The organism is Lactiplantibacillus sp. C232, assembly GCF_023806725.1.
Lineage (GTDB): Bacteria > Bacillota > Bacilli > Lactobacillales > Lactobacillaceae > Lactiplantibacillus > Lactiplantibacillus plantarum.
Map to the genome: position 1 here is coordinate 25,144 of NZ_JAMSKZ010000006.1, position 13,759 is coordinate 38,902.

Sequence of the window (13,759 nt, forward strand, 5' to 3'; positions counted from 1 at the left end):
AACGATGACAACTTATTATTTATATGATCCAGAGACGAAAATCTTTGCCGGTGCGGTATCAGCGATGACACAACCGGAGAATGCCACTACCGTGGCAGTTCCAGATGGTTTGTATCAGCCAACCTTTGACGGGCAAGCTTGGACTGGTATCTCCGCTGATGAATATGCTAAGCAAAGTGAACAGCCACCGGCGCCAGCGCCAACGACTGAACAACAAACATTAATGCAGCAAGCAGCTGATATTATGCAATTACGTCAGTTAGTAATGGCTCAAGCTAGTCAAATTGCAATTCTAAGTAAAGGAAGTGCACAATAATGACGATTTATGAACAATGCAAATTATTTAAGTCCTGGGGTCAAAATGACGCTAGTTATTATAAGGTATTTGTGGGGGTCGGCCTAACAACGGATCAGTACAAAGAAATTACTGGTGAGGACTATGTAGCACCATCTCCCGCATTGTGATTAAAGGAGGCTATACGATGGCTAAAACGTTAGAGTTTACAACTAAATCGCCTCGTCAAATAAAGCAAGGCGACACTGAAACGACGTTTACATTCATTTGCAAAAACGATGGGTCGGCTGTCGATTTAACTCAAGCTACTAACATTATCGCCAAGATTGGCAATGCCAGTGGTTATTTAAGAAGTCAGCCTATCACGATTACTAGCTTGGATGGCCTTAAACCGGGCTGGCTTAATTTACAGCCTACGCCGACTTTGATGGCAGGCTTGCCAGCTGGTAGTTATCAGTTAGAAATTTGGGTGATCGACCAAGCGGGCACAAGTATTTATCCCAGTGATCAGCCACTTGGCTTTACCATTACAAACAATATTGAGAACGAAGGGGGGTCAACTATAACCACGATTGCTTTTGATGACTTTGTGGCAGCAATGAATAAAGCCGCAAGCACAATTGCTAAGGGTGACAAGGGTGATAAAGGTAATACTGGTGACACTGGGCCACAAGGCCCAATCGGCCCAACAGGATTACAAGGCCCACAAGGTATTAAAGGTGACAAGGGTGACCCGGGCATTGTTGACAATGCTAGTTTGACCGCGGCACCAGCTTTTGTTGATCTTAAAGCGCAAGTTGATAACAGTGCAGTCGGGACTAACTTACTACTAGGGACTAGCAAAACATTAAACACTGTGAATAATGCTATAGGCTGGAACACTGGTATACCACAACATCTAGCAAATATTACAACGATTAATAGTGACACACCTTATACAGCAAGGACGCATATATCACAAGCCTCATACGACATGAAAATTCAAATTTCATGGAAAGACGCATCTGGTGTCCAGTACCGCGCTAGTGGTAGTACTGTATCCGCTGGCACATCTGACTATAGCACTTGGACAGGTACTATTACTGCCGGAAGTACTATTCAGTATGTCACATTAGTTTTTGCAGCGTCACAGTCAACAGCTTCAAGCTTTTCATACTGTGAAACTAAATTAGAAAGAGGTTTTCAAGCAACTGACTGGTCACCTAATCCATCAGAAGTTTTGACACAATCAGATTACGCAAAAATAAAAGCAGCTATTGTAGCACTAGGAGGATCTTTGTCATGAGTTTTGATTTAAGCGAATTTTTAACAGAAGGATTAATTAGCAGTGTTAACAATGGACTGATTCCATCGGATTTAGCAACTGTATATGCTGGCAATTATCTAGCAAAATCACTGATTACCCAAGCCCAGGTTACTCAAGTATCCGATGCAATTACAGCCTACAAAGCAGCACAGGCAGCAGCTACCGCAGATAATAACAGCGTACAATAGGAGGCAGACAATTGAATAAGCACAAATTAAAGGCACTCATCTTAATGGTGGGGGCTATTTTTATGGCCTTTTTAATGGTCAATTTAAACAGTCAGGCTTCAACTAGCCGGGAACAAGGGGTCGACTGGTCTAAGTATAACGGCAATAGTGGGATATTCGGCTATAGCACCGATAAGTTCGTGCTCTCACAGGCAGGTGGCTTTTATGGTGGCACTAATATTCCTCAGACCACGTATAACAGCCAAGTTAAATCAGCTCAACAGGCTGGTAAACGAGTGCACACCTATTTATGGGACGGTGTTGGTGGCAATATGACCAATGCCAAGGCGATGATGGCCTATTACTTGCCACGTGTTAAGACACCCAAGGGTAGTATTGTCGCACTAGACTATGAGGACGGTGCTTCTAATAGTGTGACAGCTAACACTAATGTCATTAAAGCTCAATTTAAGTTAATTAAGGCGTACGGCTATACTCCAGTGTTATACTCCGGCAAGGCCTATTTAAACGCCCACGTTAATACTAGCACCATTGTTAAAGCCTATGGTAATTGCCTGTGGTTAGCTGAGTATCCAGACTACTTGGTTAGAACTAGCCCTGATTACAACTGGTTCCCTAGCATGGACGGCGTGGCTATCTTCCAATTCACTAGCATGTATAAAGCAGGCGGATTAGATGGCAATGTCGATTTAACAGGGATCACTAAATCAGGCTACACGACTGCTAGCAAGGCTAAAGCACAGGCCAACATTAAGCAGGCTCATAAACAGGCAGCTAAGAAGGCCCCATTTAAAGTCGTTAAATACAGCCAACGAGGGGTGTTCTATCCTAATCGGACTCTGGCCGTACGATACACGGATAGCGACAAAGTTAGTCAAGTGGCTACCTATTACAAGGGTGAGAGTGTAACTTACAACGCGGTTATTATCGAACACGACTACGTATGGGCACGTTACACCCGTTCAAACGGCCTGTATGGCTTTATCAAGCTAGGTGTCACCAACGGGCTAGCCTACGGGAAGCGAGTTACTGGTCAGCTGGTTAGTCATACGTATTACACAGTCAAGTCTGGCGACAGCTGGTGGTCAATCGCTCAGCACAACGGCCTAAGTATGACTACATTAGCTAGTCAGAACGGCAAGACGATTTACACCACTATCTATCCTGGCCAGCGATTGGTGGTGCGGTAATTGCATACACTATTAGGATTAGGTTGGGATGAATGGGGATCGATCGTTGCCATTGTCACTAGTATTTGTGTATTAGCTAATTGGATTCTCAATAAGACGGTCCGTATCCCGCTTAACGATTTAGGCAAGCGGCTTAGCCGTTTTACCGATGAAAGTTTAAAAGTGAGACAGCAAAATGCCGACACAATGAACGCGATTGAAAATCGGGTCATTAAGGTAGAAGGCCGGTTAGATGGTCATGACATTGAATTTAAACATCTATATGAAAAGGAAGCCAAAGGAAATGAAAAAGATTAGTTTAAAGAATGCTGACGGCTCATTTAATGGTAAGCTGATAGCTGGTATTATTTCACTGTTAATCGTGCTAATTCAGCAAATTCTAGCTGTATTTGGGATTAAATTTGCTGGTGACTGGACTAGTATTGTGGCCGTTGTTAACACGGTATTAACCATCCTAGGTATGCTAGGGGTAATTACAGACGTACAGACTGTAAACGTCTCAGAGGACGCGACAGGCACCTTAGAACAAGCCACAAACGAGGTAGACTCAACTAGCCAAGCTGATAAAGCGCCAACTAGTGCGTCCGTCTCTAATGTGACTGATATTAGTGCTGACGTTAAAGTAGACGACAAAACAGAATAAAGTAAAAAAGGTCTATCCAATTGAGGGTAGGCCTTTTTATTGTGCGGTTTTGTCACTGAAAGTAGTGTGCAAGGTCATGCAACACAAACATAGTATATCATTATTAACGCTAGTTGCAACCATTAAAAAAGTGGGCACCCGGGTAAGTGCTCACCAAGAAGGTATTACTTTAAAGCGGAAACATCATGAGTCCTTAATAAGTAAGACAACTTCATTTTAGCTCATTCTCATTAAATTGCAATAAAAAAACGACTACCCTAAAAAAGATAGCCGTTTACCCTATAAATGGCACACACATTATTATAATAACATTAAAATCAATAAAGTAAAAAGGTCTATCCAATTGAGAACAGGCCTTTTTATTGTGCTAATTTAGAGATAACTAACCTGCGTCAACTCAGATCAATTACACCCAGTTAAATGAAAGTAGTGTGTCATGTTGTAACACAAAGCACAGTATATCATTCTCAAAAATAGACGCAACCACTAGAGTAACTTAAAAAAGCCTATTCAATTAAGAATAGGCCTTACTGTAAACACGAAAAACTAAGTTATGAGTTCATTCCTGAACACGTTTTTTATTATAGCACTATTTTAAGCTAGTTTACATAACACACACGTATTCGAAGTAGCCTAGTAACTCAACGCTTCGTTATCCTAATTCTGTGAATTCAAATTGGTATAAGCGAAACGAACAAGCTAAAGTCTAATTTAACAACTTTCTTGTTTTTTCAAAGTTAGTGAAATCAATCCTATTTTCTATGGTCCAAATATAATATAGTAGTTGCTAATTTCCTATACTGAGTCTGTAGACTTAACGCCAATTTTGAAACGAGGTTTAAGTTAACTATTTTAATCTACTTGTAAAAACCATTATCATATCCCCACCGTATTCTTTACCATTATTAGCGCCACACCAAGGACATTGAATAGATTCTGAATCATGGCCTCCCCACATTGATCCATCACTAATAGAAATACTAAACTTTTTTCCACATTTTGAACAATTCATTATTTTATCCGGTATATCATTTAAATGATTAAATTGACTCATATTATCCCTCCTAGTTGACTTATTGGGTTAACCCTGCTGTAATGCGAGGAAGCGAAGTGGTTGAGTGCAGAATCGTATCCTAGCCAGACAATTATTTCTCAAAATAACTATCTCACTAAAAGGCAACTCAATCTACTGTAACGCTCGGTCGATAGTTGGTGGGTAATTGCTCAACGGAACGGCCTGAACGTATATACGTTGGCTACTCAAAATGGTAAAACAATCTATTCGATGATCCACCCTGGTGACAAATTAATCATCAAGTAATCAAATCCCCCACATCAACCTTAACTGGCTGGTGTAGGGGATTTTTTGTAATAAAACGAGCATGAATAGTTTAAGTAATAGTTATGATACAATGTTAATATAAATTATAGAAAATAGCGGGATGAATATGTTGACTAAGTTAAAACCAATTTCTGGGATATCGTTCGGATATTCTGACGGAAAAAATGAAGCACGTCAGCCAAATTTTGAATCATTATTCTATGATGGAAGTGGCTATTACAGAACATTACGTAATGATCCATTAAAATATTTAGTTGTTGGTAGAAAAGGTACTGGTAAGACGATTCTTGTAAGATACTTTATGAAAAAAATGCAAGAGGAAAAAAATACTTTTTCAAAATTTATTGTTGCTGGAGATTTTACAAGCGAAAAGCTAAAAAATTTTGACTATGTTTCTATCCGAGAAGAAGAACGTGAAATATTTTGGCGATACTTGATTTTGAGCGAATTAACTTCTATGGTTGTTGAAAATGAAAAAGGTATACTAAGCCGCAAATGGGTTAGTAAGCTAAAAGAACTTGATAAAAACTTGGCATATAAGTTGGAGGAAATGGTACGAGAGAACACCGCAAATACTCAGGTGAAGGGTTCACTGTCAGAGCATGGTGCTTCGATTTCAGCAGGGGTGGATGGTGGAGAAAAAAGCACAGCAAAGCTAGTACCTGCTTCATATTTTAGCCAGACGGATGAATTAATGAAAACATTATTACAAGTTATGAAACGTGTGAGAAGTAGGTACTTTCTTTTCTTTGATGATTTAGACGAAATTAAGCTGAGCTCATTACAAAAGGTTGATGGGGAAAATAATGTTACGGTACTTGCTAAACTGTTAGACATTAATAGTAAAAGTCGAGTGATTTCAACGTTAAGAAAAGATGTCGCTGATCAGATGCAATTTTATGGAAGTAATATTAACAAAGTAATAACCGATAACGGTATTAATATTACTTGGTTTTCACCGATGATTAAAGATACTCCCCAAAATACGCCTCTAGGTAAACTAGTGTTGCATAAAATTCGTGTCTCAATTGATTCTTACCATGATGTTGATGATAAAGAGTTATTTGATATGGTTTTTCATAAAGGGACAAAAGCTAATGCAAATCCGTTTAGGTTTATTGTTAATAGAGGATTTGGTAGACCACGAGATGTTATTCAATACTTGAATTCGATTAAGGAAAAATTTCCGAACTCTACATCTATAACGTATCGAATGGCTGAACAAGTTCAGAGTGAATATTGTAGCTGGTTTTATTCGGAGTTGCAGAATGAAATAAGTATTTTGGAAAGACACAAGTCTATTTCAAGTACAATTGATGCTATTAAGAAGAACGGGAAGGTTACTTTTAATTATGAAACCCTTAGCGCAAGTATAGATGATAATTCAGATGAGGTTCTTAATAGAGATGGCTTGAAAAAAGATTTGAAATCATTATTCACTCTGGGAGCTATTGGAAACCATCAAAAGAAAAAAGGTCTCAAAAAGCCAATAATTGAATATTCTTATCGGGATGGTACTGATAACCCAGATTTCTCGAAAAATTTTATAGTTCATCCTGCATTGAAAATTTATCTTTCTTTGTAAAATGTTTGACACCAGTTTTTTATAGCAGTATATTGTCATTAACGAAGGATTTCTTATCTTGATTCTCAATCACTTTAAGAAAGAACTACTCCTAGTTTATGGTATTTACATACCATTTCTTCTAAACTGTGATGGTAGTTTTAGTGAGTGGCACTACTTGTTTTTTAATAATGTTATTCGATTTATGTGCTACCAATTAATAAACAATTTCAATAACGAAAATCTCCACAATAACCTTAATTGGCTATTGTGGAGATTTTTGACAGGTTTACAAAAAAGGTGAAAAGATGTAAAACTGGAAAGATGAAGTATCGTCAATATAATAAAAATTGATTTTAACTGTATTCTGGTACGGTTCTGGTACAGTCCCTGTTAAACTACTGTCATAGAAGTAAATAATACTGTTACCCTTAAGTAATTATTTACTTAACGGAACGTCATCAGACCACACCCTACTATGGGGTGTGGTCTTTTTTTATCTCTGGATGTGGCGTTGGTGCGAATCACGTGCATGACCACGCATATAACGATTACTGAGAATTTATACTTAGGCTAAGTGTTAGTGCAATTTGATATCAACCACCGTATGATTACGGTGACTTGGCGTTAGAGGCGTAACCGTATTGGATTAAGCAAGTCAAAACAAGCCCAACAGAACGTCGCATAGTACGTCTGTTGGGCTTGTTTTAAAATTTCACTTGGGTTGAACTTTTGGTCGACAGGGCACTATCACTTTTGTGGCTGCTGCGTGATAGGCTGAATACGATGATCAATGATCGTTAGTGACTGACCTGACTAGTGCCATCAGTATAGTTCAAGGTCATACCGGGCTGGATATTGAAAATATAGACATTAAAATTAACAGTATTGCTACCAACTGACTGACCACGCATTTGAACACCGCGGGCTAACAATTCGTTACCTTTGAAAATGGGGGTCACTTGGTAGCGGACGTAGTTTTTCGGACTTTCTTTCAAATAGGCCGCAACTTGGTTTTCATAGGTCGTCATTTCAGGGTCATTCAAAGAACGGGTTCCGGTCATGAGGTTCTTGATATTGTTGTTCTGCCCCGTTAATTGATAGCCAATCAGATGACTGCGGTTGTAAAGCCAACCGCTACTGATGCGTTTGTTATGCCAACCCGTTGGTCGAACATTCAAGGCCTCACGTTCAGCTTTGGGCATCAGTGACTGATTTAAGAGGGCATTAGCAGCCGTCACCCGGTTAAGTGAGTCTAAATTGCCATATTGTTGCCAGGCACCCTGACTCGTACTGAGCTCCTTAGCGGTAAATGCGGGCTGATTCTGATTAATCGTGATCGTTTGTTGACCGTTGTAAGTTTTACTAGCCAACGCATTGTTACTTGGGTTATGGTCAGAATTGACCTTGGTTGGTGCTGTTGTCGAAGTTGCGCCAGCTTGCTTGTTCGTAGCCTTGAGCTTGTCAATATGTTGTTGACTACTCGAAAGTTTTTTCGCAGCCTGCTTTAAGCTGCTAGCAGAAGCACGATTGGCAGCTTGAAGTGCCGTCAGTTGCTTGTCATTATTAGCCGTTACTAAGTGGGTCTTAGTAACGGTCTTTGTCTTCACAGTTGGCTGAGTGGATTCATCAGATGTGCCGAGAATACTAAAGCTGACGAGCAATGCGATAATGGCCGGCCAACTATGCCGCCACCATTGACGCCCACGGTAGCGCCGATGTAAGCGCCAGAACCAGTACAGGGTTGCAAATAATAAGATGGTGCCGATCAATGCCATGAAGTGATCCTCCTATCGAAATGACTTACGGAAACCAGCGGCCCGCGCCGCGTCTTCCGTACTAAAGTAAACGGCATTTTTACCGGCCATCCGGTAGTTTTGACCCGTTTCAACGTGATAAATTTTGGAATTACGGTTACCCACGATGCGTCCAGTTTGGGCGGTATCGGTATCGCCAGAAAAATTATTCTGCCGACTCGTGTTTGCGGTACTAGTTTGAGTTTGTTGACTTTGAGCAGCTGCTTGACTGCTGGCCTTGACCGCTTGCTTAGATTGGCTAGCGGCTGCGACGGCCGAAGCGGACTGGGCTTCTGACTGGGAGCGTGATTGTGCGGCCGCTTCACTAGCAGCTGATTTGGCGGCAGCCTGTGACGCTGATTTTGATGATGCCATTGCGTCGTCATGTTTTGCTTTTAGTTGTTCGGATTGACGCTTAGCCTGACTAGTTGCAATTGCGAGTTGGGTCGTGTTTGAACTAAGAGCTTTGGCTGAGGCCGCGTTAGCCCGACTAGCGGCCCTTGCTTTTGCCCAGGCGGCTTTATTAGCAGCAGTCCGTTTCTCAACCCGAACCGTCTTGGTTTTGACACTGGTATGGTTGGCGGCTTGTTGATTACCAGTGGTACAGCCGGTTAAGATGAGTAGACTCGTTAGTGCAACGACGAGTTTTTTTGCATGGTGCATAAGAAATTCCTCCTTGTTTATGTATCACTTTAATTATACATAAACGGTAAAGGTTGGTAAAGCAAGTTTGGTAACTAAAAATCAATTAATATTGGTTTATGCTGGTATTAATTTCGACAATTAATCATAATTAGTGCTAACTACTAACACCCATTCGGAACAATTTAGTAGTAGATATTTAAAATGTTCATAGCTTAATACGGCGACAAATCAGACCTGTGGGGGTTATTAACGACCTATAACGGTTGTATAAACAGGCTAAGATTGCGATAATAGAACAAACACACCAATGGGGGAATTTTTTTGAAGGCAACGTTACAGAAAATCGGGACGGCACTCAATAAACGCATGGGGATCATCAAAGCATTATTTGTATTCTCTGTCCTGTTATTTGTGATTACGGAAGTCGGCAAAATTGCGAAGGAAGTCAGTGGCGCGCAGTTGGCGAATGCGCTTGCTTCGCAAAGCTGGTGGCATCTGTTAAGCATGGTCGTGATTGGTATTATCGCAGTGACACCAATGCTGACGTATGACGTCATGATTACAAAGTTTTTACCCAACCACTATTCACTTGGCTATATCTTAAAAGCTGGATGGATCACCAATACATTTACGAATATCGGTGGTTTTGGGGGCGTGCTGGGCGCCTCACTGCGTGCTAACTTTTATAATCGCGAAGCCACTAAGAAACAAATCGTGTTTGCCATTTCCAAGATCGCTTTGTTTTTAGTTTCGGGATTGTCATTATATTGTATGATTTCACTCGTGCTAGTCTATGGCTTTGGCATTGGGAACATGTATGGCAGTTACTGGATCTGGCTCGTCGGTGGTGCACTGTATTTTCCAGCCATCTTTATTTTTACACGAGTCAACGATTCGGAATTCTTCGATGGCCTTACGCTCGGCAACGTCGTTCGGTTATTGAGTGGGTCGTTTGGTGAATGGACTGGCTGTGTGCTGTTCTTCTTATTAATTGGAAACTTTATGGGATTACCCATTGATTTTGCAGCGGTCGTGCCGTTATTCGTGATTGCTTCGGTTGTCGGTGAAGTGTCAATGGTACCCGGTGGTATTGGGTCATTCGACGTTTTCATGATTTTTGGCCTCGGTGCGGTCGGAGTTTCTCGACCAGACGCAGTCGCATGGCTCTTATTTTACCGGTTATTCTACTATATTATCCCGTTTGCCATCGGGTTGGTCTTATTCATCCATGACACCGGCCATCGCTTAAACGTGCGCTTAGCGGGTATTCCTAAGCAGGCATTACAACGTGTTGCTCAGATGGTACTGACGGTTTTTCTCTATTTTTCTGGTTTTCTGATGTTGTTGATGTCAACGGTCCCTAACTTTGCATATAACAATAAACTCTTCTTACAGTTTTATCCGTACACCTTTTTCTTTATTAATCAGGCCAGCAGTATTATTATGGCCTTCTTACTGATTGGGGTGGCGTTGGGAACTGCTGGCCGGGTCAAAAAAGCTTTTTGGCCAACGGTGATTGTCCTGCTGATTGCAATTTTGAATACGATTCGCTGGCTCGTCGTCTATGATGCAATTTCGATGAAATTTGTGATTTTCTTGATTGTGATTCTAGCGCTAGTGGCTTTGTCGCGGCATGCTTATTATCGTGATCGGTTGGCTTTTTCGTGGGGGCAAACGTTGTGGGTTAGCTGCGTGTATGTGGTGACCTTTATCTTGTATACGATTGTGGGAGTCTATAACGCGCCCCAAATTCATCATCGGCATGCGGTTCCTGAAGCTCTGTTCTTCCCATCACAAAAGCTCTGGTTATTTGGAGTGATTGGGTTAGTCTTAGCGGCAATGATTTTGATTATTATGTACCGCTACTTTGCGAGTGGTTATAACGCCCGATTACGTCAAAAGATGGATGCGGCTCGGGTCAAACAAGTGATTGAAACTTATGGCGGCAATGAAATCTCACACTTGGCTTATTTGAATGATAAGTTAGCATATTACTATCAAGTCGATGGGGTCGATCAACTGATTTTCTTATACCAACAGAAGGCCGATAAACTGATTATTATGGGAGAGCCATTCGGTAATCAAGCGGTATTACAAACTGCCTTGGAACAGTTATTGGATGACGCAGATAGTGACGGTTGCTCGCTAGTCTTTTACGAAATTAGTGAGATGCTGACGATGCGCCTACACGAAATGGGCTTTGACTTTATCAAAACTGGTGAAGAAGGGCACGTTAAATTGGCAGACTTTAGTTTGGCTGGTAAACGGCTACGGGGTGAGCGGGCCCTAATGAATAAGTTTACCCGTGATCACTATGAGTTTGCCATCTTGCAGCCACCGTTCAGTGCCGACGTTATGGCTGAATTACGAGCCGTTTCGGATAGTTGGTTAGCAGGTGAGACGGAAAAAGGATTCTCGCTCGGATTTTTTGATGAGCAGTATCTCAATCAGGCACCCGTAGCGGTCGTTTATGATCCTGACCACCGAATTGTCGCGTTTGCGAATATTATGCCGCAGGGAAATCATCAGACGACTTCAATTGACTTAATGCGGTCAAGCAAATCGGCGCCATCCGGCATTATGGACACGGTCTTTGTGCACCTATTTGAACAGGCGCGTGACGATGGCTATGCTTATTTCAATATGGGAATGGCACCATTATCCGGTGTAGGGGTTTCACGCTACAGTTTTATTCAAGAAAAAATTGCTCATTTAATTTACGAATATGGCTACCAGTTATATGGTTTTCAGGGATTACGGTCGTACAAAGAGAAGTATGTGACTGAGTGGGAACCGAAGTACATTGCGTACCGAAAACGTAATTCACTAATCTTCACCATTTTACAATTGCTACAAGTCGTTAATACCCGGGTACACAAGTCTGAGCGGCACCGGCCAGTATGGTTGTTGAAACGATTGAAATAACTGAATAGTATGTCATAAAGTAAGTATCGTTAATGACATAGCAAAATGCCCCATCACTGCGAGAAGCAATGATGGGGCATTTTATGATGACTTTAGAATTCAGCCGACTAATATGATGAGGGCTGAACTAATTGTGGCAGAAGCACTAGAGCTGTTTTGCGTAGGCTAGATTATTTAGTTCGTATACTTAGGCGGTAACACATGTTTGAAATCATGGAAACCAGCGAAAATTTCATCAAGATCATGCCCATTAATGAATAGGTCGAGGTTAGCCTCGGGGGCAAACCCTAAATCGGCGGTCTTTTGTAGCATGGCGACTAGATCGTCGTAGAAGCCGTCGATGTTGTAGAGCGCAATCGGCTTTTGGTGAATATCCATTTGACTCCAAGATAACATTTGTAAGAATTCTTCAAAGGTGCCAAACCCGCCAGGTAAAACGATAAAGGCGTCAGCGAGGTGAAGCATCTTTTCCTTGCGTTCGGTCATCGTGCGCGTTTCGATAAAAGTCGTGACGTCCTTAAATGCAAGTTCTCTTGCGACCAGAAAATGCGGGATAATCCCGATAACGCGGCCACCAGCATCCATAGTTGCTTTGGCGACTTTCCCCATTAAACCATGGTCGCCACCGCCATAGACGAGTTGGTAATCATTAGCGGCCAAGTATTGACCGAGTGCCACCGTTTTGTCACTAAATGCGGGATCTAAACCAGAATTAGACCCACAAAAAACACAGATATTATGAATTGCCATTCTAAACTACCCCCAAGATAAAATTTTCTAGCAAAAATGCGGCCCGGATAGGCGCCGCATTTTTGTGAACTAACGTGTTGATTAATCGTCTGGATTACCAATATCGTAGTCGGTGTCTTGCATTGCTTCAACTTGACCCAAGCGGTAACCATTCCCAACTTGTGAGAAGAAGTCATGGTTAGAAGTCCCCGTTGAAATCCCGTTCATGACGACCGGGTTAACGTCTTCCGCAGTATCTGGGAAGAGGGCATCTTGGCCGAGATTCATCAAGGCTTTGTTGGCGTTATAACGACTAAAAGTCAAGACTTCATCAGACCAACCAATTTGATCGTAAACTAAATGAATGTAGTTTTCTTCATTCTCATAGAGTTTGTATAAGAAATCGAACATCCAGTCTTTAAATTCTGCCTGCTGCTTTTCAGAACGGTCTTTGAAGCCTAATTGGAACTTATAACCAATGTAAGTGCCATGGACACTTTCGTCCCGCAAAATCAATTTAATGATTTCGGCAACGTTTGGCAATTGATTGTGGCCCAAGTAGTACAGTGGCGTATAGAAACCAGAATAGAACAAGAAAGTTTCCAAAAAGACGTTCGCAACTTTTTGTTTCAATGGATCTTCGTCGATGTTATCGTAAAGCTTGTAGATCCATTGGGCTTTTGCTTGCAAGAATTCTTCACTGTCACTCCAGTCAAAAATTTCATTAATTTCGTCCGGCGTATTTAATGTTTCAAAAATTGTTGAATAACTCTTTGCATGAACAGATTCCATGAATTGGATGTTATTTAGTACGGCCGTTTCATGTGAAGTTAAGACGTTGCGGCGAAGTGCTTGCAGACCGTCTTGTGATTGTAACGTATCCAGCAGCGTCAAACCGCCGAAAACGTGTCCCACGACCCACCGGTGATCATCATCTAATTCACGCCAGTCTGCCATGTCGTTGGAAACTGGAATCCGGGTGTCTAACCAAAATTGTTCGGTTAACTTTTCCCAAGTACTTTTATCAATTGCATCTGAAACTCGATCCCAGTTAATTGCCTTATAGTTGCCATTACTGAGCAGTTTTTGGTAGTAAGCCAAGTCTGTTGCCATTTGTTATCCTCCTAGAGATCTAA

The 13,759-nt window shown here is 41.5% G+C and carries 14 protein-coding genes and 1 pseudogene; 10 read left to right on the forward strand and 5 right to left on the reverse strand.

Features of this window, described 5'->3' with window-relative positions; translation table 11 throughout:
- The first annotated feature begins 4 nt into the window (after positions 1-4).
- Genes MZO41_RS07325 through MZO41_RS07355 form a run of 7 tightly spaced genes read left to right on the forward strand, consistent with a single transcriptional unit; the run spans position 5 to position 3,622 of the window.
- The gene (locus tag MZO41_RS07325; RefSeq protein WP_252129666.1) at positions 5-316 is read left to right on the forward strand and encodes a YomQ N-terminal domain-containing protein; all 312 of its coding nucleotides are present in this window, start codon (positions 5-7) and stop codon (positions 314-316) included.
- Complete coding sequence (locus MZO41_RS07330; RefSeq protein ID WP_096641375.1) at positions 316-465, forward strand: XkdX family protein; 150 nt, start codon at positions 316-318, stop codon at positions 463-465. Before MZO41_RS07325 ends, MZO41_RS07330 begins: the two co-directional genes overlap by 1 nt.
- A 17-nt stretch (positions 466-482) precedes the next feature.
- Positions 483-1,580 (forward strand): collagen-like triple helix repeat-containing protein, encoded by a 1,098-nt coding sequence (locus MZO41_RS07335; protein ID WP_065980414.1) that lies wholly within the window; start codon positions 483-485, stop codon positions 1,578-1,580.
- Positions 1,577-1,789: a hypothetical protein gene (locus MZO41_RS07340; RefSeq protein WP_015380465.1), complete on the forward strand. Its 213-nt coding sequence runs from the start codon at positions 1,577-1,579 to the stop codon at positions 1,787-1,789. Before MZO41_RS07335 ends, MZO41_RS07340 begins: the two co-directional genes overlap by 4 nt.
- Positions 1,790-1,800: 11 nt before the next feature.
- The gene (locus MZO41_RS07345) at positions 1,801-2,979 is read left to right on the forward strand and encodes a GH25 family lysozyme (protein ID WP_128650923.1); all 1,179 of its coding nucleotides are present in this window, start codon (positions 1,801-1,803) and stop codon (positions 2,977-2,979) included.
- Positions 2,980-3,276, forward strand: coding sequence for a hypothetical protein (locus tag MZO41_RS07350; RefSeq protein WP_011101132.1), 297 nt, complete (start codon positions 2,980-2,982; stop codon positions 3,274-3,276).
- A complete protein-coding gene (locus tag MZO41_RS07355; RefSeq protein ID WP_011101133.1) occupies positions 3,263-3,622 on the forward strand; it encodes a phage holin in 360 nt (119 codons plus the stop codon). The genes MZO41_RS07350 and MZO41_RS07355 overlap by 14 nt, the downstream gene beginning before the upstream one ends.
- Positions 3,623-4,469: 847 nt before the next feature.
- Here MZO41_RS07355 and MZO41_RS07360 read toward each other — a convergent pair.
- On the reverse strand, positions 4,470-4,676 hold the full coding sequence (locus tag MZO41_RS07360; protein WP_011101134.1) for a hypothetical protein: 207 nt from the start codon (positions 4,674-4,676) through the stop codon (positions 4,470-4,472).
- Between the two features lie 141 nt (positions 4,677-4,817).
- Here MZO41_RS07360 and MZO41_RS07365 point away from each other — a divergent pair.
- Both MZO41_RS07365 and MZO41_RS07370 read left to right on the forward strand, forming a co-directional pair.
- A pseudogene (locus tag MZO41_RS07365) lies at positions 4,818-4,943 on the forward strand (LysM peptidoglycan-binding domain-containing protein); the annotation flags it as partial.
- A gap of 127 nt (positions 4,944-5,070) precedes the next feature.
- Entirely contained in the window at positions 5,071-6,549 is a 1,479-nt protein-coding gene (locus MZO41_RS07370; protein WP_252129667.1) for a P-loop ATPase, Sll1717 family, read from the forward strand.
- Positions 6,550-7,328: 779 nt separating this feature from the next.
- On the opposite strand, the gene MZO41_RS07375 is transcribed toward MZO41_RS07370, so the two are convergent.
- Together MZO41_RS07375 and MZO41_RS07380 are read right to left on the reverse strand one after the other, a co-directional pair.
- The gene (locus MZO41_RS07375) at positions 7,329-8,306 is read right to left on the reverse strand and encodes a DNA/RNA non-specific endonuclease (RefSeq protein WP_013355232.1); all 978 of its coding nucleotides are present in this window, start codon (positions 8,304-8,306) and stop codon (positions 7,329-7,331) included.
- A gap of 12 nt (positions 8,307-8,318) precedes the next feature.
- A complete protein-coding gene (locus tag MZO41_RS07380; protein WP_013355233.1) occupies positions 8,319-8,987 on the reverse strand; it encodes a sunset domain-containing protein in 669 nt (222 codons plus the stop codon).
- Positions 8,988-9,290: 303 nt separating this feature from the next.
- Here MZO41_RS07380 and mprF point away from each other — a divergent pair, with 303 nt between their 5' ends.
- Positions 9,291-11,894, forward strand: coding sequence for a bifunctional lysylphosphatidylglycerol flippase/synthetase MprF (gene mprF, locus MZO41_RS07385; RefSeq protein ID WP_022638342.1), 2,604 nt, complete (start codon positions 9,291-9,293; stop codon positions 11,892-11,894).
- Positions 11,895-12,068: 174 nt separating this feature from the next.
- Here mprF and MZO41_RS07390 read toward each other — a convergent pair whose 3' ends face one another.
- Complete coding sequence (locus MZO41_RS07390) at positions 12,069-12,644, reverse strand: LOG family protein (RefSeq protein ID WP_003640949.1); 576 nt, start codon at positions 12,642-12,644, stop codon at positions 12,069-12,071.
- Between the two features lie 81 nt (positions 12,645-12,725).
- Positions 12,726-13,736: a class 1b ribonucleoside-diphosphate reductase subunit beta gene (gene nrdF / locus MZO41_RS07395; protein ID WP_003640950.1), complete on the reverse strand. Its 1,011-nt coding sequence runs from the start codon at positions 13,734-13,736 to the stop codon at positions 12,726-12,728.
- Between the last annotated feature and the right edge of the window lie 23 nt (positions 13,737-13,759).

What these genes read in the sequence shown, in the direction of transcription:
- MZO41_RS07325 (WP_252129666.1), top strand. Translation starts at nt 5, where the DNA reads ATGACAACTTATTATTTATATGATCCAGAGACGAAAATCTTTGCCGGT.
- MZO41_RS07330 (WP_096641375.1), top strand. Translation starts at nt 316, where the DNA reads ATGACGATTTATGAACAATGCAAATTATTTAAGTCCTGGGGTCAAAAT.
- MZO41_RS07335 (WP_065980414.1), top strand. Translation starts at nt 483, where the DNA reads ATGGCTAAAACGTTAGAGTTTACAACTAAATCGCCTCGTCAAATAAAG.
- MZO41_RS07340 (WP_015380465.1), top strand. Translation starts at nt 1,577, where the DNA reads ATGAGTTTTGATTTAAGCGAATTTTTAACAGAAGGATTAATTAGCAGT.
- MZO41_RS07355 (WP_011101133.1), top strand. Translation starts at nt 3,263, where the DNA reads ATGAAAAAGATTAGTTTAAAGAATGCTGACGGCTCATTTAATGGTAAG.
- MZO41_RS07360 (WP_011101134.1), bottom strand. Translation starts at nt 4,676, where the DNA reads ATGAGTCAATTTAATCATTTAAATGATATACCGGATAAAATAATGAAT.
- MZO41_RS07370 (WP_252129667.1), top strand. Translation starts at nt 5,071, where the DNA reads ATGTTGACTAAGTTAAAACCAATTTCTGGGATATCGTTCGGATATTCT.
- MZO41_RS07375 (WP_013355232.1), bottom strand. Translation starts at nt 8,306, where the DNA reads ATGGCATTGATCGGCACCATCTTATTATTTGCAACCCTGTACTGGTTC.
- MZO41_RS07380 (WP_013355233.1), bottom strand. Translation starts at nt 8,987, where the DNA reads ATGCACCATGCAAAAAAACTCGTCGTTGCACTAACGAGTCTACTCATC.
- MZO41_RS07390 (WP_003640949.1), bottom strand. Translation starts at nt 12,644, where the DNA reads ATGGCAATTCATAATATCTGTGTTTTTTGTGGGTCTAATTCTGGTTTA.
- nrdF (WP_003640950.1), bottom strand. Translation starts at nt 13,736, where the DNA reads ATGGCAACAGACTTGGCTTACTACCAAAAACTGCTCAGTAATGGCAAC.